At 39.9% G+C, this 22,366-nt stretch carries 22 protein-coding genes; 7 read left to right on the top strand and 15 right to left on the bottom strand.

What is annotated here, in order from left to right:
• Positions 1 to 93: 93 nt before the first annotated feature.
• From AC1DSL_RS09505 to AC1DSL_RS09490, 4 genes are all read right to left on the bottom strand, one after another.
• Positions 94 to 2,295, bottom strand: coding sequence for a peptidoglycan D,D-transpeptidase FtsI family protein (locus AC1DSL_RS09505; protein WP_477531984.1), 2,202 nt, complete (start codon positions 2,293 to 2,295; stop codon positions 94 to 96).
• A 703-nt stretch (positions 2,296 to 2,998) separates the two neighbouring features.
• The gene (locus tag AC1DSL_RS09500) at positions 2,999 to 3,607 is read right to left on the bottom strand and encodes a superoxide dismutase (RefSeq protein WP_342543477.1); all 609 of its coding nucleotides are present in this window, start codon (positions 3,605 to 3,607) and stop codon (positions 2,999 to 3,001) included.
• Positions 3,608 to 3,726: 119 nt separating this feature from the next.
• Positions 3,727 to 4,206, bottom strand: coding sequence for a DUF456 domain-containing protein (locus AC1DSL_RS09495; RefSeq protein WP_342543476.1), 480 nt, complete (start codon positions 4,204 to 4,206; stop codon positions 3,727 to 3,729).
• Positions 4,207 to 4,286: 80 nt separating this feature from the next.
• Positions 4,287 to 5,918: a Na/Pi cotransporter family protein gene (locus AC1DSL_RS09490; RefSeq protein WP_477531983.1), complete on the bottom strand. Its 1,632-nt coding sequence runs from the start codon at positions 5,916 to 5,918 to the stop codon at positions 4,287 to 4,289.
• Positions 5,919 to 6,121: 203 nt separating this feature from the next.
• Between AC1DSL_RS09490 and AC1DSL_RS09485 the strand changes: the two genes are divergently transcribed.
• The 4 genes from AC1DSL_RS09485 to AC1DSL_RS09470 all read left to right on the top strand — a co-directional run bounded on the left by AC1DSL_RS09485 (position 6,122) and on the right by AC1DSL_RS09470 (position 8,790).
• Complete coding sequence (locus tag AC1DSL_RS09485) at positions 6,122 to 6,610, top strand: DUF1189 family protein (protein WP_036659642.1); 489 nt, start codon at positions 6,122 to 6,124, stop codon at positions 6,608 to 6,610.
• A gap of 52 nt (positions 6,611 to 6,662) precedes the next feature.
• Positions 6,663 to 6,995: a hypothetical protein gene (locus AC1DSL_RS09480; protein WP_016426922.1), complete on the top strand. Its 333-nt coding sequence runs from the start codon at positions 6,663 to 6,665 to the stop codon at positions 6,993 to 6,995.
• 95 nt (positions 6,996 to 7,090) lie between these two features.
• Entirely contained in the window at positions 7,091 to 8,197 is a 1,107-nt protein-coding gene (ispG, locus tag AC1DSL_RS09475) for a flavodoxin-dependent (E)-4-hydroxy-3-methylbut-2-enyl-diphosphate synthase (protein WP_016426921.1), read from the top strand.
• Between the two features lie 14 nt (positions 8,198 to 8,211).
• Positions 8,212 to 8,790, top strand: a complete 579-nt coding sequence (locus tag AC1DSL_RS09470; RefSeq protein WP_016426920.1) for a hypothetical protein — start codon at positions 8,212 to 8,214, stop codon at positions 8,788 to 8,790.
• Between the two features lie 30 nt (positions 8,791 to 8,820).
• Here the strand turns inward: AC1DSL_RS09470 and AC1DSL_RS09465 are convergent, their stop codons facing one another.
• The 3 genes from AC1DSL_RS09465 to AC1DSL_RS09455 are packed head-to-tail and all read right to left on the bottom strand — an operon-like array spanning position 8,821 to position 10,864.
• Complete coding sequence (locus AC1DSL_RS09465; protein WP_016426919.1) at positions 8,821 to 9,231, bottom strand: Fur family transcriptional regulator; 411 nt, start codon at positions 9,229 to 9,231, stop codon at positions 8,821 to 8,823.
• Positions 9,228 to 10,094 (bottom strand): metal ABC transporter permease, encoded by an 867-nt coding sequence (locus AC1DSL_RS09460; protein WP_016426918.1) that lies wholly within the window; start codon positions 10,092 to 10,094, stop codon positions 9,228 to 9,230. The genes AC1DSL_RS09465 and AC1DSL_RS09460 overlap by 4 nt, the downstream gene beginning before the upstream one ends.
• The gene (locus AC1DSL_RS09455; protein WP_342543473.1) at positions 10,091 to 10,864 is read right to left on the bottom strand and encodes a metal ABC transporter ATP-binding protein; all 774 of its coding nucleotides are present in this window, start codon (positions 10,862 to 10,864) and stop codon (positions 10,091 to 10,093) included. The genes AC1DSL_RS09460 and AC1DSL_RS09455 overlap by 4 nt, the downstream gene beginning before the upstream one ends.
• A 103-nt stretch (positions 10,865 to 10,967) precedes the next feature.
• Between AC1DSL_RS09455 and AC1DSL_RS09450 the strand changes: the two genes are divergently transcribed.
• Positions 10,968 to 11,207, top strand: coding sequence for a hypothetical protein (locus AC1DSL_RS09450; RefSeq protein WP_016426916.1), 240 nt, complete (start codon positions 10,968 to 10,970; stop codon positions 11,205 to 11,207).
• A 52-nt stretch (positions 11,208 to 11,259) separates the two neighbouring features.
• Here the strand turns inward: AC1DSL_RS09450 and AC1DSL_RS09445 are convergent, their stop codons facing one another.
• Entirely contained in the window at positions 11,260 to 12,147 is an 888-nt protein-coding gene (locus tag AC1DSL_RS09445; RefSeq protein ID WP_016426915.1) for a deoxyribonuclease IV, read from the bottom strand.
• 12 nt (positions 12,148 to 12,159) lie between these two features.
• A complete protein-coding gene (locus AC1DSL_RS09440; protein ID WP_016426914.1) occupies positions 12,160 to 13,461 on the bottom strand; it encodes a DEAD/DEAH box helicase in 1,302 nt (433 codons plus the stop codon).
• Positions 13,462 to 13,583: 122 nt separating this feature from the next.
• Here AC1DSL_RS09440 and vrrA point away from each other — a divergent pair, with 122 nt between their 5' ends.
• Both vrrA and AC1DSL_RS09430 read left to right on the top strand, forming a co-directional pair.
• Positions 13,584 to 14,138, top strand: a complete 555-nt coding sequence (gene vrrA / locus AC1DSL_RS09435) for a VrrA/YqfQ family protein (RefSeq protein WP_477531982.1) — start codon at positions 13,584 to 13,586, stop codon at positions 14,136 to 14,138.
• A 65-nt stretch (positions 14,139 to 14,203) separates the two neighbouring features.
• Positions 14,204 to 15,181 carry a 4-hydroxy-3-methylbut-2-enyl diphosphate reductase gene (locus AC1DSL_RS09430; protein WP_016426912.1) on the top strand — a complete coding sequence of 326 codons (978 nt, stop codon included), beginning with the start codon at positions 14,204 to 14,206 and terminating at the stop codon, positions 15,179 to 15,181.
• 33 nt (positions 15,182 to 15,214) lie between these two features.
• Here the strand turns inward: AC1DSL_RS09430 and AC1DSL_RS09425 are convergent, their stop codons facing one another.
• The 6 genes from AC1DSL_RS09425 to dnaG form a co-directional block, all read right to left on the bottom strand.
• Positions 15,215 to 16,333 carry a Nif3-like dinuclear metal center hexameric protein gene (locus AC1DSL_RS09425; RefSeq protein ID WP_477531981.1) on the bottom strand — a complete coding sequence of 373 codons (1,119 nt, stop codon included), beginning with the start codon at positions 16,331 to 16,333 and terminating at the stop codon, positions 15,215 to 15,217.
• The gene (locus AC1DSL_RS09420) at positions 16,330 to 17,028 is read right to left on the bottom strand and encodes a tRNA (adenine(22)-N(1))-methyltransferase (RefSeq protein WP_477531980.1); all 699 of its coding nucleotides are present in this window, start codon (positions 17,026 to 17,028) and stop codon (positions 16,330 to 16,332) included. Before AC1DSL_RS09420 ends, AC1DSL_RS09425 begins: the two co-directional genes overlap by 4 nt.
• Positions 17,029 to 17,268: 240 nt before the next feature.
• Entirely contained in the window at positions 17,269 to 17,631 is a 363-nt protein-coding gene (cccA, locus tag AC1DSL_RS09415) for a cytochrome c550 (RefSeq protein WP_016426909.1), read from the bottom strand.
• Between the two features lie 140 nt (positions 17,632 to 17,771).
• Positions 17,772 to 18,911: an acyl-CoA dehydrogenase family protein gene (locus AC1DSL_RS09410; RefSeq protein ID WP_477531979.1), complete on the bottom strand. Its 1,140-nt coding sequence runs from the start codon at positions 18,909 to 18,911 to the stop codon at positions 17,772 to 17,774.
• A 138-nt stretch (positions 18,912 to 19,049) separates the two neighbouring features.
• Positions 19,050 to 20,180 (bottom strand): RNA polymerase sigma factor RpoD, encoded by a 1,131-nt coding sequence (gene rpoD, locus AC1DSL_RS09405; protein WP_016426907.1) that lies wholly within the window; start codon positions 20,178 to 20,180, stop codon positions 19,050 to 19,052.
• A 29-nt stretch (positions 20,181 to 20,209) separates the two neighbouring features.
• On the bottom strand, positions 20,210 to 22,021 hold the full coding sequence (gene dnaG / locus AC1DSL_RS09400; protein WP_477531988.1) for a DNA primase: 1,812 nt from the start codon (positions 22,019 to 22,021) through the stop codon (positions 20,210 to 20,212).
• Positions 22,022 to 22,366 lie beyond the last annotated feature (345 nt).

Here is a 22,366-nt window from a genome sequence, read left to right as displayed (position 1 = left end):
GTTCTATGTTGAGGACATATAAACTGAATGTAAAGAAATTGTAAACAAAAAAAGACCATGATATTGAAGTTATCATGGTCTTTTTTTCATATATTATTCAATTGATTTTTCGGTATCTTCTTCTATTTCAGTAGCTGAAAATGCAGGTTTGATAGTTTTCAGTGTTGATGATTCGTTTTCTTCAGTTTTGCCATTTTCCTTTTGTATCGCAAAATAAGCATCGACGACTTCTCGGGCAAGAATCGTTCCCGAACTTTCATACACGCCATTATGATATGGCGCCCATGGAATCATGACGGCATAAGCGATTTCAGGATTATCAAGTGGTGCAAAACCGATGTGCGTGGAGTTGATTGTATTGTCTCCCCAGTAATCTTTTTTCGGCCCATAATAAACTACTTGGGCAGTTCCGGTTTTCCCGGCAGCCTGGAATGGTGCATCCCCAAAATATGATCTCGCAGAGCCGTGATCGCCGTAGTAGACACGGTTCATCCCTTTTTTGATATGTTCTATTTGACTTTGCGTATTGTGAATACGATTCATTACGGTCGGGCCTATTTCTGTGACAAGTGAACCCATCGTTATGCCGTCAGATGAAGGATTTCGGATTTCTTTCACAACATGTGGTTGAATACGACTTCCACCGTTGGCAATCGTGGATACATATTGCGCCATTTGTAAAGGAGTATAAGTATCAAATTGACCGATCGTTAAATCCAGCAGTTTCCCTGCCTTCAATTCTTCCCCCTTAAATCCGGTAGCTTCGCCAGGCAAGTCAATCCCTGTTGGAACACCTAAGCCGAATTGTGCATAGGAATTACGTAGCGTACCAAATGCAGCCTCATCAATATTGATGGGTTGATCAGGTCGGTAAATGGCATTGGCTAAACGGAAACCAATTTTAAACATATAAACGTTCGAAGACCTTTCAAGTGCTTGCAGGTCATTCAAGGGCATTCTTGAAGATCGATTGAAAATCGAACTTTTCGGCTTTGTACCTTTAATTCTAATCGGTTCATCCACCAGAACTTCGCCCATTTCAAGAACACCTTGGTCGTAACCGGTGAGAATTGTTGCCGGTTTAATGACTGAGCCTATTTCATAGGAAGTGGTGAACGTTCCATATGCATAATCATTGACTACCTGTTTACCGTTCTCATCTTTCCCAAGTTGTTTTCCTACCATTGATATTACTTCACCTGTATTAGGATCCATTACAACAACAAAGGCACGGTCCAATAAGTTTGAACCATTTTTCTTTTTCAGTTCCAAGATTTTCGTTTCTACTAAACTTTCAACTTTCGCTTGAAACTCGCTATCGATTGTTAACACTAGATCTTTACCAGGTTGACCTTCAAAGACTGTTTCCGTTTCGGTTACTGTACCTTTTCCGTCAGTAATATTTTTCACAACGGTTTTCTGACCTTGTAGAATATCTTCATACTGCTGTTCAATATAACTGCGACCAACCCGGTCATTTCTCGTGTAATCACGCGAGATGTAATAGTCCAGTTGGGACCTTGGAATCCCTTCTTTCGGGGATGTGGTACGACCTAAAATAGCAAGTGGTGATTTAGGAACTCGAACCCAATCGGTCGTGGTATTGACTCCTACCATTTCTGTCAATCGCTCAGAAACACGTGCAAATTCTTCAGGTGTCACATTTTCACTTTTAATGATTTGTGGTGATAATGCATACCCCGATGCCATTTCGCGATATATAGCCAGAACTTCAAGTTGCTGATCAGTTATAGTGCCAAGTTCTTTTTCTGTAATCCGCTCTCTTACCAATTTGTCGATTTGTTTCTGCAAATCCGCTGACGAAAGTGTTTCGTCCGCCAACAATTTGTTTTCTTCTTTCTTGGATACTTTTTCATAAGCTTCTTCTTTATGTAGTTGAATCCAATAATCCTGTTTATCCCGCAATGTCACACTGTCTGTCTCTTTCTCGATTAACTTTGCCAACTGTTCAGCAATAGTTAACATTTCCTCTTGTTTGGTCGTTTGCAATTTAGTATACGTAATTGCATTTTTAGGTTCATTATCTACTAAAATACGCCCTGCACTATCATATATTCTTCCTCTTGGAACACTTGTATTAACAGGTACCTCTTCCGTTCTTTTCAGTTCACGGACGAAATCTTCTCCTTTGACAATCTGTAAATATCCGAGGCGTAAAATGAGGATAGAGAATAACAAAAAGATGGAGAAAAAGAGGATATTCATTCGAAATGCGACATTTGCGAGGTGTTTTGCCTTTGCACTTGCCGCTCTCTTTTTTGATGTTTTGCGCACTGCCGCAGTCCTCCTTCTAGCTTTCTAACTGTAAAGTAGTATATCATTTTGCGCAAAAAAACACACACTCATTTAACGAAATGAGTGTGTGTTATGTTTCATTTATCGATAATTTGTCAAGCTTCAAGCGCCAGCTCGCACCTAAGCTTCAGACCCTCTTCCGAAAGTAAGCTTTCGAATCGGTCATTCCAGAGCCGGTGTCAGGCTACATAGCGCTTTACGCTTTTCTTATTGTCTTTCTGATATTAAGTTCTTCCCTCACCCCATTTTCTTACAATTCCTTCTCCACTTGCCTTTCACCCACTTCCCACCCCTTTTTCACTTCTCAATGATGGAATGAAGTTTTTCCCTGTTTTGCCCCTTTCAGGCTCTTTTTCAGGCTTTTATTCGAGCTTAAAACGTAATGAAGTTGGAACGTAGTAGTGATAAGGTTTAAGGAGAAAGGGATGGTTCTCAGGCGTTTTCCAGGCTTTTCTTCACTCTTTTTTCTYAGGATTGAAAGACGACAAATACTTGTTACATCAGCTTATTTGGACATAAAAAAAGAACCAGAGTGGCGTACCGACGGTACGTTTCTCTGATTCCATTTCGAGCTATTTTTTTCATCTGCTCCTGCTTTTCTTCCTACTCTGCGTACCAACTTAATATCAGCAGGTACCAACTTTGTTACAGAAAGAAGAACTTAAAAACGGAGAGACACTTATTATTTAGCAGATTCGTATCGTTTTGATACTTCATCCCAGTTTACTACATTCCAGAAAGCGCCAATGTAGTCAGGACGACGGTTTTGATAGTTTAGGTAATACGCGTGCTCCCAAACATCTAAACCAAGAATAGGTGTAGAACCTTCCATAATCGGAGAGTCCTGGTTTGGTGTAGAAGTTAATTCTAATTCACCGTTTTTAACTGATAACCAAGCCCAGCCAGAACCGAAGCGAGTTGTTGCTGCTTTAGCAAACTCTTCTTTGAATGCATCAAAGCCACCAAATTTCGCATCAATTGCTTCAGCTAATGCGCCTGATGGGTTTCCACCACCGTTAGGAGATAATAATTCCCAGAACAATGAATGGTTGGCATGACCGCCACCGTTGTTACGAACTGCAGCACGAGCAGATTCAGGAACAGCATCAAGGTTTGCAATCAATTCTTCAACTGATTTGCTAAGAAGGTCATCGTGACCAGCAAGAGCGTTGTTAAGATTTGTTACATATGCGTTATGGTGTTTCGTGTGGTGAATATTCATTGTTTCTTTGTCAATATGTGGTTCTAGTGCGTCATACGCGTAAGGGAGTTGTGGTAATTCGTAAGCCATGTGTCATTTCCTCCTAAAGGATCTCTAATTAGTTTTTACATTTAATAGCGTATCAAAATAAGTTCGCTCGTTCAAATATTATCAATGCAATTTTGTGAATTCAGTCTTTCGACTGAATATCAGACAACCCAAAAGAAAATGACAATCATGACGATCTGCACGATACCCTTTGTAATAACCGAAGTCAGGAACCCAATTACTGATCCAAACCCAGTTTTAATTGCTTGTTTGATGGATGTGCGAGCAAAAAGGAGCTCGGCAATAATCGCTCCTAAAAATGGCCCTAGAATAATTCCTGCAAACGGCAAAACAATAGGTCCTAATAATAACCCAATTGTACTCCCCCATATACCGGCTTTACTCCCACCATATTTTTTCACGCCGAATGCATTTGCCATCATATCGGCTCCAAAAAGTAAAATGACAAATAATACTTCAATTAACCAGAACCACCAAGGGAGTTCAGCGAACGAGAAAAACACCCCATACAATAAAAATCCACCAACTATAAAAATTACAGATGGAATGATTGGGTAGACGAGTCCAATGAATCCAATAACAAAACTAATAATGATAAGTCCCCAGCCAACAATTTCCATTATTTCCCTCCAATAAAAAAATCTCCTCTTAATCGTGCCTTACATTTCGCAAGATGTAAAGCACCAGAGGAGATGTCATTTTATGCTCTCTTACCTAATACTGCCTCCGCAATGTTGACAGCGTGATCACCGATTCGTTCCAGATTACTAACAATATCCACAAAGATCATCCCCGCTTGAGGTGAACATATGCCTTCATTTAGACGTAAAATATGCTTTTTACGGAATTTACGTTCCATTTTATCAATTAAATCTTCCTGCTCCGCTACTTCACGGGCCAATCCAAGGCTGTTTGTGTCCAATGCTTCCAATGCTTTTTCAACAGTTCCTATCGTTAATGTGAACATTTCTGTCAAATCTTTAATCGCATCGTCCGTTAACTTAAGACGATTAACTTCCTGGTAGTCTATCAACTCAATAATGTTATCAAAATGATCACCAACCCGTTCGATATCACGAACGGTTTCCATTAACATAATATGTCGAGTAGAGTCTGCTTTGGAAATAGATTCAGCTGAAATTTTCACTAAATAATCCGTGATTTTGTTATCCAGATTATTAATGGCATCTTCTAGCTGGTAACCCGTTTCTGCATGTTTTTTATTATGTGTTTTCAAATAGTCAAAGGACTCCTGCAATCCTTGAACACTGAAGCGACCCATACGCAAAATTTCTTCTTTCGCTTGTCCGATAGCAATGGAAGGAGCTGTCTCGATAAAGTGTGGATCTAAATGCTTCGGTTTATATTCTATCGTTACTTCTTCGCCCGGAATTAATTTCGTTACAAGGTATGCCCATGCACCGATGAATGGAAATTGAATAATGGTGTTGGCTACATTGAACGTACCATGTGCAAAAGCAATTTGCATTTTTTCTCCTATATCTAAAACGCCAGACAACCATTCAACATACATAGTGAAAGGTTCTAAAATCATCATAAAAATAATTGTACCTACCACGTTAAATAAAACGTGTGTAGCTGCTGCGCGTCGAGCTGCAATCGAAGCACCTATTGATGCGAATACAGCTGTAATGGTTGTTCCGATATTATCTCCGAAGAGAACCGGTAGTGACGCATCCAGATTTAAAACCCCTTCTGAATACAAACCTTGAAGAATTCCGACTGTTGCACTTGAACTTTGAACGATTAATGTAAATACCGTTCCGACAATTACGCCTAGAATGGAATGTTCTCTCATATTGACKGTTAAATCGATAAATGCTGGCAATTCACTAAGAGGTTTCATTCCCCCGCTCATTAATTCCATTCCTAAAAACAAACCACCAAAACCGAAAATAACTTCTCCCAAATTTTGAATCTGGCTTTTCTTKAAAAAGAAAATCAGGAAAGCACCAATTGCCATAACGGGCAAAGCGTATTCTCCCACATCAAACCCTATAATGAAAGCAGTGACTGTTGTACCTATATTGGCTCCCATGATGACACCGATTGCTTGTTTTAACGTCATAAATCCAGCACTGACAAGACCTACGGTTATGACAGTCGTACCTGAACTGGATTGAATTAAAACTGTAACCGCAATCCCGACTAAAACACCCATGAATGGGTTCGTCGTAAATCGATCTAATATATCACGTAATCGATCACCTGCTGCTTTTTGCAGGCCGTCACCCATGTATTTGATAGAGAACAAGAAGATCCCTAGACCTCCAATGAATTGAAACATCATTTCTTGCCAATTAAGTTCCACGATTCAATTTCAACCCCTGTATGTACAATTATCAACAGTCCCCATTATGAAGAATTCGACAAATGATTGTAAAGAACTTCATTAAATATTTACAAGAACTTAACAATCAGGGCAGCTTTGTACGTAATTTGTACAAATAATTCTTAAAATCTATCTATGGAAAGTAGTATGATAGCTTATAAGGAGTGATTTTCTTGTCAATCATGCAACTATTCTTAGCTTCCATAACCAGCCCGAAAAAAATTGCCGCTTTCCGGCTTCTGCCCATCGGCAAAGTCCTTTTATATGTGTTTTTATTTGTCACCATACTGTCTATTCTTTCGTTCATACAATTTACGTCTGGATTGGTAGATGACTCTTCTTCTATAGTTGGTTTGATAGATTATGTAGAAGACATGGAATGGATTCTGTATCCCTTTGCCTTTATTACTCAATTTATCATGTCCACTCTATTATTGTTTGTCCGAATCAGTATAATGGCTTTCGTCGGAATGATGATCTTGAAAGTTTGGAAACGCCGAGGAGATTACCGGCATGTTTGGCGCACCACAGCATTTGCCTATACCGTACCAACTGTGCTATCAATTGCTTTCTTATTTACAAACCTTTCAGACGGATGGATTACCATCAGCACTTCAATCGTATGTGTAATCTATTTAGTGCTTGCCCTAAAATATTATCCCAAAAAATAAGTATATTCCTTCTTTGTTCAGCATAAGTTGTTGTACAAAGGGGGATTTTTTTATGCGCATTATTGGACTAGCAATCTCAATATTATTGCTTTCTTATATTATTAAAGTAGATTTACTCGATGGCACAATCTCTCTGGCTGCTTTTACAAAGACAGAACCTGATTGCGTTCAACAAGAAGACTATGATGTGTTTCCTGTTCAAGCTCTCGAAGGAGATACCGTATTATCATTGTTTGGCGTGTACCCTTCAGAAGTATGGGTGAGCTTCCCCGAACGGTTGGAAGCTTTCTATAAAGAAAATCCTCATTTGCGAAACCAAGCATTGCAAGCAGGAGAAATAATAAAGGTTCCAATTTACAAAGACATGCCATTATCTTGCTCATAATTTTCCAAGTAACGTTTCTTCCTTGTCATATCCTTTTCATGACTGCTAAAATAAAGAATAGTGAAGGCTATGAGCCCGAAAAGGAGAGAATTTTCATGAGTGAAATTATTCACCGTTCCAAAACTCGACCGGTTCGTGTCGGCGAAATTACAATTGGTGGCAGTAATGAACTATTCATACAAAGTATGACCACAACAAAAACACATGATGTTGAAGCAACAGTTGCAGAAATTCTGCGTCTGGAAGAAGCGGGATGTCAAATTGTTCGCGTTGCATGTCCGGACGACCGTGCTGCTGATGCTATTGCTGAAATTAAAAAACGTATTCATATTCCACTTGTTGTGGATATTCATTTTGATTATAAATTAGCATTGAAAGCCATTGAAAATGGCGCGGATAAAATCCGTATCAATCCGGGTAACATTGGTCGACGTGAAAAAGTGGAAGCTGTTGTTAATGCAGCTAAAGCGAAAGGCATTCCAATCCGTATTGGTGTAAATGCTGGATCACTTGAACGCAAAATCATCGAGAAGTATGGCTATCCTACTGCCGACGGTATGGTTGAAAGTGCACTGCATCATATCAAAATTCTAGAAGACTTGGATTTCCATGATATTATCGTATCTTTAAAAGCTTCTGATGTGAGTTTGGCAATTGAAGCTTATGTGAAAGCTTCACAAGCATTCGACTACCCGCTCCACCTTGGGATTACGGAATCAGGTACTTTAGTCAACGGATCAATCAAGAGTGCTGCCGGACTTGGTGCACTATTAAGCCACGGAATCGGTAACACATTACGAGTGTCTTTGAGTGCAGATCCAGTCGAAGAGATAAAAGTTGCACGTGAGTTATTAAAAGTGTTTGGACTTTCATCAAATGCAGCAACTTTGATTTCATGCCCAACTTGCGGTCGAATTGAAATCGACTTGATTTCCATTGCGAATGAAGTGGAAGAATACATTTCCACTATTAAAGCACCGATTAAGGTCGCTGTTCTTGGTTGTGCGGTAAATGGACCAGGGGAAGCCCGTGAAGCCGATATCGGCATTGCAGGTGCTCGTGGCGAAGGATTGTTATTCATGAAAGGAAAAACAGTCCGTAAAGTGCCAGAAGCAACTATGGTAGAAGAATTGAAAGTGGAAATCGATAAGATTGCACAAGAATACTTCGACAAACAGGAAAAAGAAAAATTAAACGCGTAAAGGAGTTTTAGCATATGTCTAACTACCGATTTGGCATCGATATAGATGGTACGGTCACATGCCCGACTTCTTTACTACCCCATATCAATAAAGCTTTTGAATGTAACTTGGTACTGGATGATATTAAAGAATACGATTTAACGAAAGCTTTTCCTGTTACAACGGAAGATTTTTATAAATGGTTCAAGCAAGCAGAACCTGAAATTTATGCGACATCCCCTATTCAAGTGGATGCACACGCAATATTAACTGCATGGAAGAAACAGCACGAGTTGTATTTCATATCGGCACGTGGTCACAATGTTCGCGACGTCACCTTGCAATGGTTTATTGAACAAAATCTTGAGTACGATCATATCGAACTGATTGGGACACATGATAAGATTCAAACGGCAAGAAATTTTGAAATTGATGTGTTTTTTGAAGATAAACATGACAATGCAGTCGGCATCGCCGAAGAGTTGAACATTCCTGTGTTATTGTTCAATACGCCGTATAATCAGCAGCCTGTTCCAAATGGCGTGATTCGCGTGAATAACTGGCTTGAAGCAGACAGCTGGATCCAACATACATTTCTTAAACAAAAAGCGTGAGGCCTAGGCCTCACGCTTTTTATATATAGTTTACTGACACTCTGGACATTTACCGTAGATTTCGAACTTATGATTTTCAATCTGATAAGCCGGCAGTGTTTCCTGTAGCAGATCCATTGGGCATATATGGACTTCCTTGATTTTGCTACAAGTCATGCAAATGAAATGATGATGGTGATGATCCGTTTCACACTGCATTCTGAAATGGCGTTCTCCTGACAGTTCGGTTTCTTCTAAAATTCCTAACTCCACAAAAGTACTTAAATTTCGATAGATTGTGTCATAGCTCATGCCAGGATAATCTTTCTTCATCACGTCCAACAAGTCACGGGCAGTCAAATATCGTTCATTGTCTTTAAACAAATTCAATATTTGTTCTCGCTTATCCGTTTTTTTATAACCATTTTCTTTTAAAAGGTCCCATGCCTTCGTAATATTCATACGAGACGACCCCTTTCATTTTTCGTTACGACACCCAGCCATATCTTTTTACCGATTAATACAAGCAGTAATATGGCGATGGATGTCACAACGATTGTTCCACCTGGTGCGATATTTAAATAAAATGCAATCACAAGACCAATAATCACTGCAGCTTCGCCAAACAAAACGGCATACAGGATAGCTTGTTTAAAACCTTTAGCAAGACGCATGCTTGCTGCAACAGGTAAGGTCATCAAAGATGATACAAGGAGAATTCCCACAATCCGCATGCTCGCAGCAATGACGAGCGCTGTAACAACCATAAACAATAAGTGAACCCATTTCGCTGGAAGACCTGAAGCTTTTGCATATTCCTCGTCGAATGATAATAAAAATAATTCCTTATAAAACATCAACAAAAATACGACGACAATCAAAGCAATGATCAGAACTATCCATAAATCTTGTCGACTGACCGCCGATACAGAGCCAAACAAATAACCGAATAAATCGGAACTAAATCCATTGGCCAATGAAATAAAAATCGCACTGAAACCGATACCAGCAGACATGATGATTGGGATTGCAAGTTCCTCATAGTGTTTATATAAACGACGCAATCTTTCAATCAATACTGAGCCTGTAACAGCTGCAACAATACCCAAATATAATGGGTTCAAAAGAGCGAAAAATGCGGTGGTTTGAGATAAATACAAACTTCCTGCAATTCCTGCTAAAGTTACGTGACTGAGAGCATCTGCAATAAGCGATAGTCTCCTAACGACGATGAATACGCCAAGAAGTGGCGCAATCAAGCCTATGATGATTCCTGATGCAAACGCATTTTGTAAAAATTCATAGTTAATCAGTGCTGATATCATCGAGTTCCCTCACTTTTCACGTGGTGAATTTTACGAACTGAGTGCCCATACCAGGCTTGACGGTCTTCGTCGCTTAATTGGTTGAAATCATTTTCTAAGCCGTGGAAATGAATCGTCTGATTCAAACATGCCACGTGACTGATATTGCTTGAAACAGTATCGACATCATGAGTCACAAGAATGAGTGTTATTTGTTGTTCACGATTCAATTCCGCAAGCATATTATAAAACGATTGCACATGCTGATGATCTATCCCGACGGTTGGTTCGTCCAGTATCAGGCATTTTGGTTCGGCAACAAGTGCACGAGCGATAAACACTCGTTGTTGCTGACCACCAGATAACTCCCCTATGGATTGGTTCATAAACTCCACCATCCCTACAGAAAGTAGAGCATTTTCCACTCGTTGCTTTACGTCTTTTGGGTATTTTTTAAAGAGTCCTGATTTTTTCACGAGACCGCTCGCAACCACTTCAAACACTGTCGCTGGAAAGCCTGTATTGAAAGCATTTGATTTTTGAGAGACATAGCCAATCCATTCTCTATGTTTAAAATCCTGACTCTTCTGTCCAAATAACTCAACGGTCCCGGAGGTGGGCTTCAGCAATCCTAATATTATTTTTAACAATGTCGACTTCCCTGATCCGTTAGGTCCCAGTACTGCGAGGAAGTCCCCTTGCTTTACTTGTAGAGAAATGTTCTTCAATACAACAGTTTGATCATATTGAAATGACACATTTTGTATGTTGATATCTAATGGCGTTTTCATCAAGCTCGCCTCTTTCTAATTCATAATCATTACGATTTACAATGCATTAGTATATCGAAGAAATGACAAGAAGTAAACTCTATTATCTTGAAAGGATGAATTAATGGATATTTGGGAACTTGTTCAAGCAATAAAAGATAAACCGGATGATGAGATTGCCAAAATGACCAGTATACTTCCCGTTACCCTGACGGTAGAAGAAGTGAAATTAGTCCGCCCTATCTTTGACAAAGCCTCACTTCAATGGTTATTGTTTGGGCCACCAGCGCATGTTCATAAACAACTTCAAGGGATATTAGGAAAAACACGCACCAAAAAGCTTTTCACACATTTTGGACTATAATCAATCGACAAAAAAGAGACTCTAGCAAATATATGCTTGAGTCTCTTTTGATTTAAGAACGTAAATTCTCAATGCTTTCTGGCATGAACGTCTGTTTTTTGAACATGTCAATTTCATAAAGATAAGGTGCTTTTTTGTTTTTCGCATCTGATCCGACGAAAGGTGTTTCTAGAATTTTAGGAACTGCAGTAAGCTGGGGATGATGCACGATATAATTAAGTGCATCAAAACCAATTTCACCAAATCCTATATTTTCATGACGGTCTTTACCTGCACCGCGGACATTTTTACTGTCATTAATATGAAGAACTTTCAAACGATCCAGTCCGATCAACTGATCAAACTGCTTTAAGACACCATCAAAGTCTTCAACAATATCGTAACCTGCATCATGCGTATGGCAAGTATCAAAACAAACCGACATTCGTTCGTTATGTGTCACGCCATTTATGATTTGTGCAAGCTCTTCAAAAGATCGACCACATTCTGTACCTTTTCCTGCCATCGTTTCTAAAGCGATTTGCACAGGGAAATCTTGTGAAAGCACTTCATTTAGGCCTTCAATAATCTTTGCAATACCGACATCTGCTCCTGCCCCAACATGTGCTCCAGGATGCAAGACGATTTGTTTGGCACCCAATGCGGCAGTACGCTCAATTTCTTTTTGTAAAAACTCGACGCCGAGTGCAAACGTTTCTGGTTTCAACGAGTTCCCGATATTGATGATATATGGCGCATGAACCACAATGTTCGACATACCATTCGCCAACATATGTGCTTGTCCCGCTTCAATATTCAATTCTTCTATCGGTTTACGACGCGTATTTTGTGGTGCACCAGTATAAATCATAAAAGTGTTTGCCCCATAAGACGCAGCCTCTTCACTGGCTGAGACCAGCATGTTTTTTCCACTCATGGAAACATGTGAACCTAATAGCATAAAGAACACCCCTTACTTTTTGCGGTTTTTGATGCGGCGTTCTCTCTTCTTGATTTTGTCCATTTCCCATTTCATATTACGTTTGTATCCTGGTTTAACCTTTTTCGGTTTACGGACCATTGATTTTGCTTTCGCATCAATTTCATCTTCAGTTGTTTTTTTACGGTTTTTGCGTGTGTGGCGTTCTTTTAAAGGTGACCACTCACCATCAACTACATCCACATGAACAAAAGGAATTCCCATTTTTTCGATGCGGATAATCGCGTCTTCATCTGTCGGTTCATATAATGTAATAGCTGTGCCTTCCAAACCTGCACGAGCTGTACGTCCGACACGGTGAATGAAGAATTCCAAGTCTTCTGGCAGCTCATAGTTGATGACATGGCTGACACCTTGAATATCGATACCACGGGCAGCAAGATCTGTTGCAACGATGTATTGATATTCAAGTTCACGGACTTGTTTCATCATGCGTGTACGTTCACGTGGTGCTAAATCACCATGAATCCGTCCTACACGATAACCCGCTTCAGCTAAATAATTGGCTACGTCATCAGCATTTTTTCGAGTGTTGGCAAAAATAATAGCCAAGTAAGGATTAATCCCATTCAACACTTCAACTAAACGTTTCTTTTTCGATTTGCTTCGAACAGGAACCAGATTGAAGACAATTCCTTCTGCTACTGGTCGTTTTTCACCAATGTTGATGTGTACTGGAGACTCCATATATTTCTTCAAGAATGGTTGCAAGCGTTCAGGAATCGTCGCTGAGAATACGAACATTTCAAGTGAATCTGGCATTTTTCCTGCAAATGCATCGATATCTTCGATAAAGCCCATGTCAAAAGCGAGGTCTGCTTCATCTACTACTAATATCGGTGCTGTATGAACAAGCAAAGCATTCTCTTTGACTAAGTCACGAATACGACCTGGTGTCCCAACCACAATATGTGGTTGTGATTTTAACTTGTCAATCGAACGTTGTTTATCAGTTCCACCGATAAACAATTTTGATTGAATGTCTGTACCTTCAGTCAGTTTGCTTAGTTCTTCGAAAATCTGGGAAGCAAGTTCACGTGTTGGGGAAGTTATGATAGCTTGTAATTCTGTTTTGTCAGTGAGGATTCGCTCAACAATCGGAATTAAAAAACTATGCGTTTTCCCTGTACCCGTATGTGCTTGGCCAATCGCACTTTTTCCTTTAAGAATTAGAGGTATCATTTCTTTTTGAATAGGGGTTGGTTCTGTAAAGCCTAATTTACTAATGGCATTTTGTAAAAAAGGTTGAAAATCATAATCTGTATATTTGGACATTTTTGCCCCTCCTTACGTTCTTCCATTGTATCATGTTTTGATTATTTTGAAGACCATCAGCTTATCATAGTTGTAGTGTGCCCTCTGCGTCAATTAACTATTTATTTAGAAAGGAGGATTTTATGCGTTATCAATCTTTTTATCCATTCGCACAATCACAAATGCCGAATGTTTCACCGAGGCACTCGATGCCGCAAAGCTTTTCTGGTGGAAGTCCAACCCAAATGCCTTTTGGTGGTTTAGGGAATGCCTTTGGTAATGATAATCCATCCCAAATGCCTTTTGGTGGTTTTGGGAATGCCTTTGGTAATGATAATCCATCCCAATCGCCTTTTGGTGGTTTAGGGAATACCTTAGGTAATGCTAATAGATCCCAATCGCCTTTAGGTGGTATTGGGAATGCATTAGGAAATGGTGGATTACCACAGGGAACGAACCGTGTTGAGCAGTTCATGGAAACCGCTGACCGTTTCTTGAACACCGCTCAGAAACTGACACCTATGGTCCAACAAGTTGCACCTATGGTCCAAAACATACCGGCATTATGGAGAATGTACAGAGGTTTTCAAAATATGCCTGACGCCACGGCCACTGCCAGCGCTGTCCGTAATGTTGCATCCGCTGCCCCCCGCCTTGGTGGAACTTCACAACCACGTATTTTCCAGCCACCCTTTTGATTTTTGAATTCGCCGCTCCTCTCAGTTATAATAAAACTTAACAACTTCTGAGAGGAGTGCTACATATGCAAGTACTCAAAATTTCCCCACGTGGTTATTGTTACGGCGTCGTGGATGCAATGGTAATCGCTCGTAATGCAGCGATGGATACATCCCTTCCACGCCCGATTTATATATTAGGTATGATTGTTCACAACAAACACGTTACCGATGCCTTTGAAAAAGACGGGATCATTACGCTGGATGGAGAGAATCGTAAAGAAATTCTGGAAAAAGTCGAGGGCGGCACAGTCATCTTCACTGCCCACGGAGTTTCACCTGAAGTCCGTGAATTAGCCAGACAAAAAGGATTGGTGTCAATTGATGCCACTTGTCCTGACGTGACGGTTACTCACGATTTGATTCGTGAAAAGACAGCTGAAGGATATCAAGTCATTTATATCGGCAAAAAAGGACATCCAGAACCTGAAGGAGCAGTAGGTGTTGCGCCACATGCTGTTCACCTTGTACAGACGGTCGAAGATGTTGAACAACTGAACATTCAGGCAGAAAAATTGATTGTGACAAACCAAACGACGATGAGTCAATGGGATGTTGCTGCCTTAATGGAAAAATTATCACTTAAATATCCTCATATCGAAGTGCATAAAGAGATATGCCTGGCTACTCAAGTTCGACAAGAAGCGGTCGCAGATCAAGCCGGTGCTGCCCAATTATTAATTGTTGTCGGAGATCCGATGAGTAATAATTCAAATCGCCTTACCCAGGTATCCGAAGAAATTGCCAACACCCCTTCTTACAGGATATCCGACTTATCTGAGCTTAAACTTGAATGGTTAGAAGGAATTGAACTCATTGCGGTTACAGCTGGCGCTTCTACACCGACACCTATCGTAAAAGAAGTTGTCCAATTTTTAGAGAAGTATGACCCACAAGATCCACAAACCCATCGTTTGGATCGTACGGTTACAATTGATAAGATTTTACCTAAAATCAAAACTCCTAAACCGGTTGACCGGATTGAACCCTATACACTTACTTAATGAAAAAAGCTATCCAGCAATGGATAGCTTTTTTCATAGAATTCGGAAGGGCTCAGTGGAAATTTCCGATGCAATAAATGTACAGTCGAATTTTTTCTCTTTACACATGGCATTCATTTTTTCGGAAACACCTTTTTTCATTATGGATTCAACATGATGTCCTGGATCAATTACATTTAAGCCGAGTGCTTGTGCATCCTGTGCAACATGGAAATATAAATCCCCCGTTACAAGGACATCAGCCCCTGCCCGTTTTGCTTTTTGGATGTACTTATTGCCGTCCCCACCCAAAACAGCCACTTTACGGATATTTGCCGAAGGATCGCCTACAACACGCACAAAAGGAACAGACAGTCGATTTTTGACTTGTTGAGCAAACTCATCAAGAGTCATTGCTCGTTCAAGCTCTCCAATGCGGCCAATTCCTTGCTGCTGTGTTTTTGAATCAAGTTTCCATATATCAAAAGCCACTTCTTCATATGGATGATTTGTATACATGGCTCTTAGGATTTTTGATTTTTGGGAAGCAGGGAAAATTACTTCCACTTTATCCTCTTCTACTTCTTCCAGGTGATTCTTAGTGCCGATATAGGGATCTGATCCATCTAAAGGCTGGAATCTCCCCTTGCCGGTGGATGAAAAACTACAGCTATCGTAATTGCCGATTTGCCCTGCTCCAGCAGATGCGAGCGATTTACGTAAATCTTCTGAAGATGAGGTCGGTACAAACACGGCTAACTTCATCATCGGTTCCGAATATGTTTCATCCAAAATGTTGATTTGTTTTAATCCGAATGCTTCGGCCAACAAATCATTCACCCCACCCGGTGCCACATCCAGATTGGTATGGGCAGCATAAACAGCAATGTCATGTTTGATGCAAAGCGCAAACATTTCACCTGATGGCGAATCTGTACGGAGATTTTTTAATGGACGGAAAATAGGTGGATGATGTGCGAGAATCATCTGGCATTTTTTGTCGATTGCTTCCTGTACAACTTCAAGTGTAACATCGAGTGTAACCAATACATTTTTAATGGGTAGATTCAATTTACCGATCTGTAAACCGATGGGGTCATCTTCTAATGCAAAGAATTTAGGCGACCAGGACTCAAATAATTGAATGATTTCGTGTCCATTCGCAGTTTTCATGCACTGAGAGCCTCCTTTACAATCTTCAATTTTTCTTCGATTTCTTCTTTTTTCATCTGTACATCTTTTGATAATTCAGCTACGCGAATCGCTTCTAATATGCGTTCCCACTCAACTGATTCTTTCTCCCATTTTTTACGGAACGCATCATTACGAGCCTCCATTAAAAACGGACCAAGGAGCAACTGTGCTGCTGTTAAAGACATCTTTCCTCTTTCCAACACCAGAATTTCGTAAATCTTGTCGTCTTCCTGCAAAATTTCTTCTGCAACCAGCTTCCATTCATTTAATATTGCCCATTCTCGAATTGCTTTCGCATGAATATTCGGTTGCAAAATGAGTCTGTCTACCGTTATCAGTCTGTCGATATCTTGGTCTAAAATGGAGGCAATCAATGGGCCACCCATTCCAGCTATTGTCACTGTATCAACAGAATCTTCTTTTTCTATTGCTTGCAGTCCGTTTGCAAATCGAACCGTAATTTGTTCCTGCAATTGTTCAGCACGAACCTGATTGCGTGCCGATTCATACGGTCCTTTTGCCACTTCCCCTGCTATTGCTTTTTCAGCAATCTGCTGATGAACAAGATAACATGGTAAATAAGCATGGTCACTTCCGATATCTGCCACAATTGAACCTTTTTCAACAAATGAAGCGACACGTGTTAATCGCTCTGAGAGACGTTGTGCGTTCAACGAAATCCTCTCCTTTCTTCTATAAACAAGATTGTACCATAGACATGAAAAAACGGGTTCCCGAATGTAATGGGAAGACCGTTGAAAATGATTTTTTCGTCTATTCGCGGTTTCAGAGGTCCTTTTCACGGTATTGTGAATTTCACACTTTCTATTCGTGCACTTTTGTATTCTATTCACGAAGCATGACAAATCTAGTGCATGAAAAAACCCTTATCCATTTCGGATAAGGGTTTCAGCTTATTTTAGACTTAAAATGTAATCAGCCATTTGTGCTGCTTGATCTTCAGGTAGTAAACCAGCAGGCATGCCAGATCCTTTACCATTTACGATAGTTTTAGTAATTTCTTCTTTAGATAAAGAAGTACCAGCTAAAGCAGGACCTACTGAACCTTTAAGATCTCCGCCGTGACAAGAAATACATTTTCCTTTCGCCACTTCTGGATCGAATTCTGCAGTTTCAGCTTTTCCGCCTTCTGCGCCTCCTTCATGTTCAGAAGCGATTTCTTCTTTTTTATCAACACCTTGAATTGATAAGAAGAAAATAAGACCGATACCAAATGCCATAATTAAAATGAAAGGAACTATTGGATTTTTTTGCATCATGTAACCTCCTTTTTCGTTCGTTCTTTTTCTAGAATAGAATCAGTCAACAGTGTTATTGTACTGCATTCCATCAAAAACGAAAAGTCTTATCTCGGAAGTTTTCACGGATTGTGATAAATTCGACAATTTAGCGAAATTTAACAGCCGATTAAACGAGCAATTACCATTCGTTGCACTTCTGAAGTACCTTCGCCAATTTCGCACAATTTAGCGTCGCGCATATAACGCTCAACTTCATATTCTTTCATATAGCCATATCCACCGTGAATTTGAACGGCTTGGTCAGCAATCTGCATGGCGATTTCAGAAGCATATAATTTACACATTGATGCTTCTTTTGAAAATGGACGACCTTGATCTTTAAGCCACGCAGCTTTATAGACCATCGTACGAGCCAATTCGATTTTCATGGCCATATCCGCCAATTTGAATTGAGTGATTTGGAAATCGGACAATGGTTTGCCGAATTGTTTGCGTTCTTTAGAATAACGAAGCGCACGGTCGAATGCTGCCTGAGCAATCCCTACCGCCATTGCGCCAATACCGATACGACCGCCATCGAGTGTTACTAAAAACTGACGGAATCCTTCGCCGCGTTTGCCTAATAGATTTTCTTTTGGTACTCTCACATTCTCTAAAACTAGTTCTGTTGTATTAGAAGCATTTAAGCCCATTTTTTCGTAGTTATCAATCACTGTGAATCMTTCGGCATCAGTTGGCACAATAATCGCACTGATTTCCTTCTTACCATCTACTTCTCCGGTAATCGCTGTGATTGCCAAATGTTTCGCATAGCTTGCGTTCGTAATGTATACTTTGCTGCCATTAATGACGAAATCGTCACCATCTTCAACCGCACGCGTTTGTGTCCCGCCTGCATCTGAGCCTGCATTTGGTTCAGTCAACCCGAAAGCTCCAAAAGATTCACCTGTGCAGATCGGCGTTAAATATTTATGTTTTTGTTCTTCTGTTCCAAACAAATTAAGCGGAGCCCCACCTAAAGAAATATGCGCTGAATACGTAATACCAGTAGATGCACATGCTCTGCTAAGTTCTTCAGTAACAATAGCAAAACTGATTGTATCTGCACCAGCCCCACCATATTCTTCTGAAAACGGTAAGCCCATCATCCCCATGTCGGCTAACTGTTTAAAAATTTCTTTTGGAAAAGCTTTCGTCCGATCACGTTCTATCGCACCTGGTGCTACAACTTTATCCGCAAACTCTTTCATTGTCTTGCGAATCATCTGATGTTCTTGCGATAAATCAAAATTCACTACATTCAACCCCTTTTAATTTTAAAACGCTTTCATTTTTCATTATATATGAAATATTCTAACATTCACAACTATTATTCTTCTATTAAAAAAGAGAACAAAAAAAGATGCTCACCGGTGTGAGCATCTTTGAACATTCTATTCTAAAAAGTCTTTCAGTCGTTTACTTCTTGAAGGGTGGCGCAATTTGCGTAAAGCTTTTGCTTCGATTTGACGAATACGTTCACGCGTTACACCAAATACTTTCCCTACCTCTTCTAAAGTGCGTGTACGTCCATCATCAAGACCAAAACGCAAACGCAATACATTTTCTTCTCGGTCAGTTAAAGTATCTAAAACATCCTCTAACTGCTCTTTTAACAACTCATAAGCTGCATGGTCAGATGGAGATTGTGCATCCGAGTCTTCAATGAAGTCTCCTAAGTGCGAATCATCCTCTTCCCCGATAGGTGTTTCAAGTGAAACTGGCTCTTGAGCAATCTTTAAAATTTCACGCACTTTTTCAGCTGGCAATTCCATTTCTTCCCCTATTTCTTCTGGAGAAGGCTCGCGACCTAGGTCTTGAAGCAACTGTCGCTGAACGCGGATTAATTTGTTGATGGTCTCAACCATATGGACAGGGATACGAATCGTACGAGCTTGGTCAGCAATAGCACGTGTAATCGCTTGTCGAATCCACCAAGTTGCGTACGTACTGAATTTGAATCCTTTACGGAAATCAAATTTTTCCACCGCTTTGATTAGACCCATATTACCTTCCTGAATTAAATCCAGGAACAGCATGCCACGGCCAACGTAACGCTTGGCAATACTTACAACCAGTCGTAAGTTCGCTTCTGCTAAACGTTTTTTCGCTTCTTCATCGCCTGCTTCAATACGTTTAGCCAAGGCAATTTCTTCATCTGCAGAAAGTAAGTCAACACGACCGATTTCTTTTAAGTACATTCGCACTGGGTCATTGATTTTAACACCAGGTGGTACACTTAAATCGTTTAAATCGAATGTTTCCTCTTCTTGCCCTTTTTTCATTAATTTTTCTAAGTCTTCTTCATCGCCGTCTTTACGACCAAGCTCCACACCTTGTGCTTCTAGCTGTTCAATAAATTCTTCGATTTGATCTGATTCCAACTCAAATACGGATAATTTTTCAGCTATGTCAGCAAAAGTCAGCTCCCCCGATTTTTTACCCAGTTCGAGTAGAGATTTTTTTGCTTCTTCTAATGTGACCTCAGTTTCTACCTCTTTTGAACGCTCAGACTTGTCCGCCATAAGTCTTCCTCCTTTAAAAACCAATCAATTTACATCGTTGATAACGATTTTTTCAAATCGATCATTTGTTTTGCTAGCTCTAAAGCACGTGTCATATCCTGAAGTTTTTCTGCTTCTTTGGACTCGTGCATTTTCGTTTGAATTTGAAGCTCGATTCGATGTTTATTTATTTGTCGTAAGCAGTCGGAGACTTCTTCACTTGCATGTTCCGGGTCTCGTTCTGTTAACGTTGCTTCCATGACCAGCTTTCGTAGTTCTGTGTCTTCTAGAATTTCTAGAAAACGATGTGTATCAGCTTGAGGATATGTGTCGTAGAAACCTATGAGACGAACAAATATCGCTTCATAAGGATCGTGGATGAATACGTGTAGGCCATGATCTTGGTGTAAACGATCGACAATATCAACTTGATGTAACATATGAGCGAGCAACAATTTTTCAGCCCGATCAATTGCCTGTATACGCTTACGACTTACCGGAGCGTTTTGGGCAACAGGAGGAGCCTGTTGTCTCGAGTTCTGCTTAATATTTTTCCCTTCAATCTTTCGAAATTGCTGATAAATCGCATCTTCCGAAATATTGGTTTCATTGGCTAATTGCCGAATATATAAATCGCGTTCAACTGGTGAAGAATTTCCGACAAAGTGTTCGAGAACTTCTTGCACGTATTGTAACGTGTCATTTTCAAATTGAAAGTTTTTATTGCGTCTTGCAACCATCATCATAAAAGCCAAATAAGCATGGGGTCGTTCAATTATTTGTTTTTCGAATGCCTCTGCTCCATTTTTTTGAACAAAGTCATCCGGGTCCATTTGATCTGGCAGGATGGCTATTTCCGTTTTCACTTTATCCTGCATTAATAGCTGTGCAGCACGTTTTGCAGCTTCTAGCCCTGCAGCGTCCCCATCGTAACAAAGTGTCACAGAATCAGTTAGACGTTTCAGTTTATTAACATGTTCCTTTGTAAGCGAAGTACCCATCGTAGCAACAGTATTCATGATGCCCGCTTTTGCCGCTGCTATAACATCCATAAAACCTTCCATGACAATCACTTTATGCTTTTTACGGATTATAGGGCGCGCAACATCCAAATTATACAAAACTTTGCTTTTTTGAAATATCGGAGACTCAGGACTGTTCATGTACTTTGCATCCTGCGACTCCGTATTTAATACACGTCCAGAAAATGCTATGACATGTCCCGCTTCATCACGAACCGGAAACATGATTCGTTCTCTAAATCGATCGAAGTATTCATTTTTATTTTCTTTTTGAATGAGCAGACCACTTTGTGCCATTTCGGCCGGATTGAATCCTTTACGTTCAAGCAACGTGGTTAAGGCATCCCAATTAGGTAGTGACCACCCAATTCTATACTGTTCAATAAGCTCTCTTGAAAATCCTCTTTCTTCTAAATAATGAAGGGCTTTTTCTCCTTCTTCCGTATTTAGAAGCAAGTGATGGTAGTAATTCATAGCAAACGTGTGCGCTTCTTTCATTCTTGTTTCTTCTTTGGAGACCGTTTTAGCTTCGCCATTCTGAGGTTCAATGTCCAGGTCGATACCTATACGTGATCCTAATTTGCTAACTGCTTCCTGAAAAGAAAGATTGTCGATATCCATTACGAAGGTAATGGCATTTCCTCCGGCACCACATCCAAAACAATGAAAGATTTGTTTATCTTGTGAAACTGAGAATGAAGGTGTTTGTTCTCCATGAAAAGGACAAAGACCAAACCAGTTGCGTCCACGTTTTGTTAATTGAACGTATTCGCTAATAACATCAACAACATCATTACTCGTGCGAATCTGTTCAATTGTTTCTTCCGGAATTCGTTGCACGTTGTCATCACCATCTTTATAGGCTAAATATTGAATTCGAGATAATCGATGAAAATCCTGCAAGTTTCGACAAAAATAATAAAAAAAATACATATTACCCCCTTTGTAGAAGTAATACTGTTTTTTTCTATAGTGATTTTCAAAAATCTAAATTATTGAAATCTTGACAAAACTTACGAAATGACAACCCTTATTAAATATTTTTACCACAATTTTTTATTATAAAACGTTTTTCTTGAAAAATCCACAAAATAATTATTATTTCAAAAGAAAAAACCTTCCCTCATAGGGATGGTTTTCACCTTACTGGTTTTTGTTTAAGATGACATTTGCTGTTTCTTCGAC

The organism is Paenisporosarcina sp. P4_D4, assembly GCF_056401835.1.
Note: the sequence above shows the minus strand (reverse complement) of the source record. Positions and strands in the feature narration are given on the sequence as shown.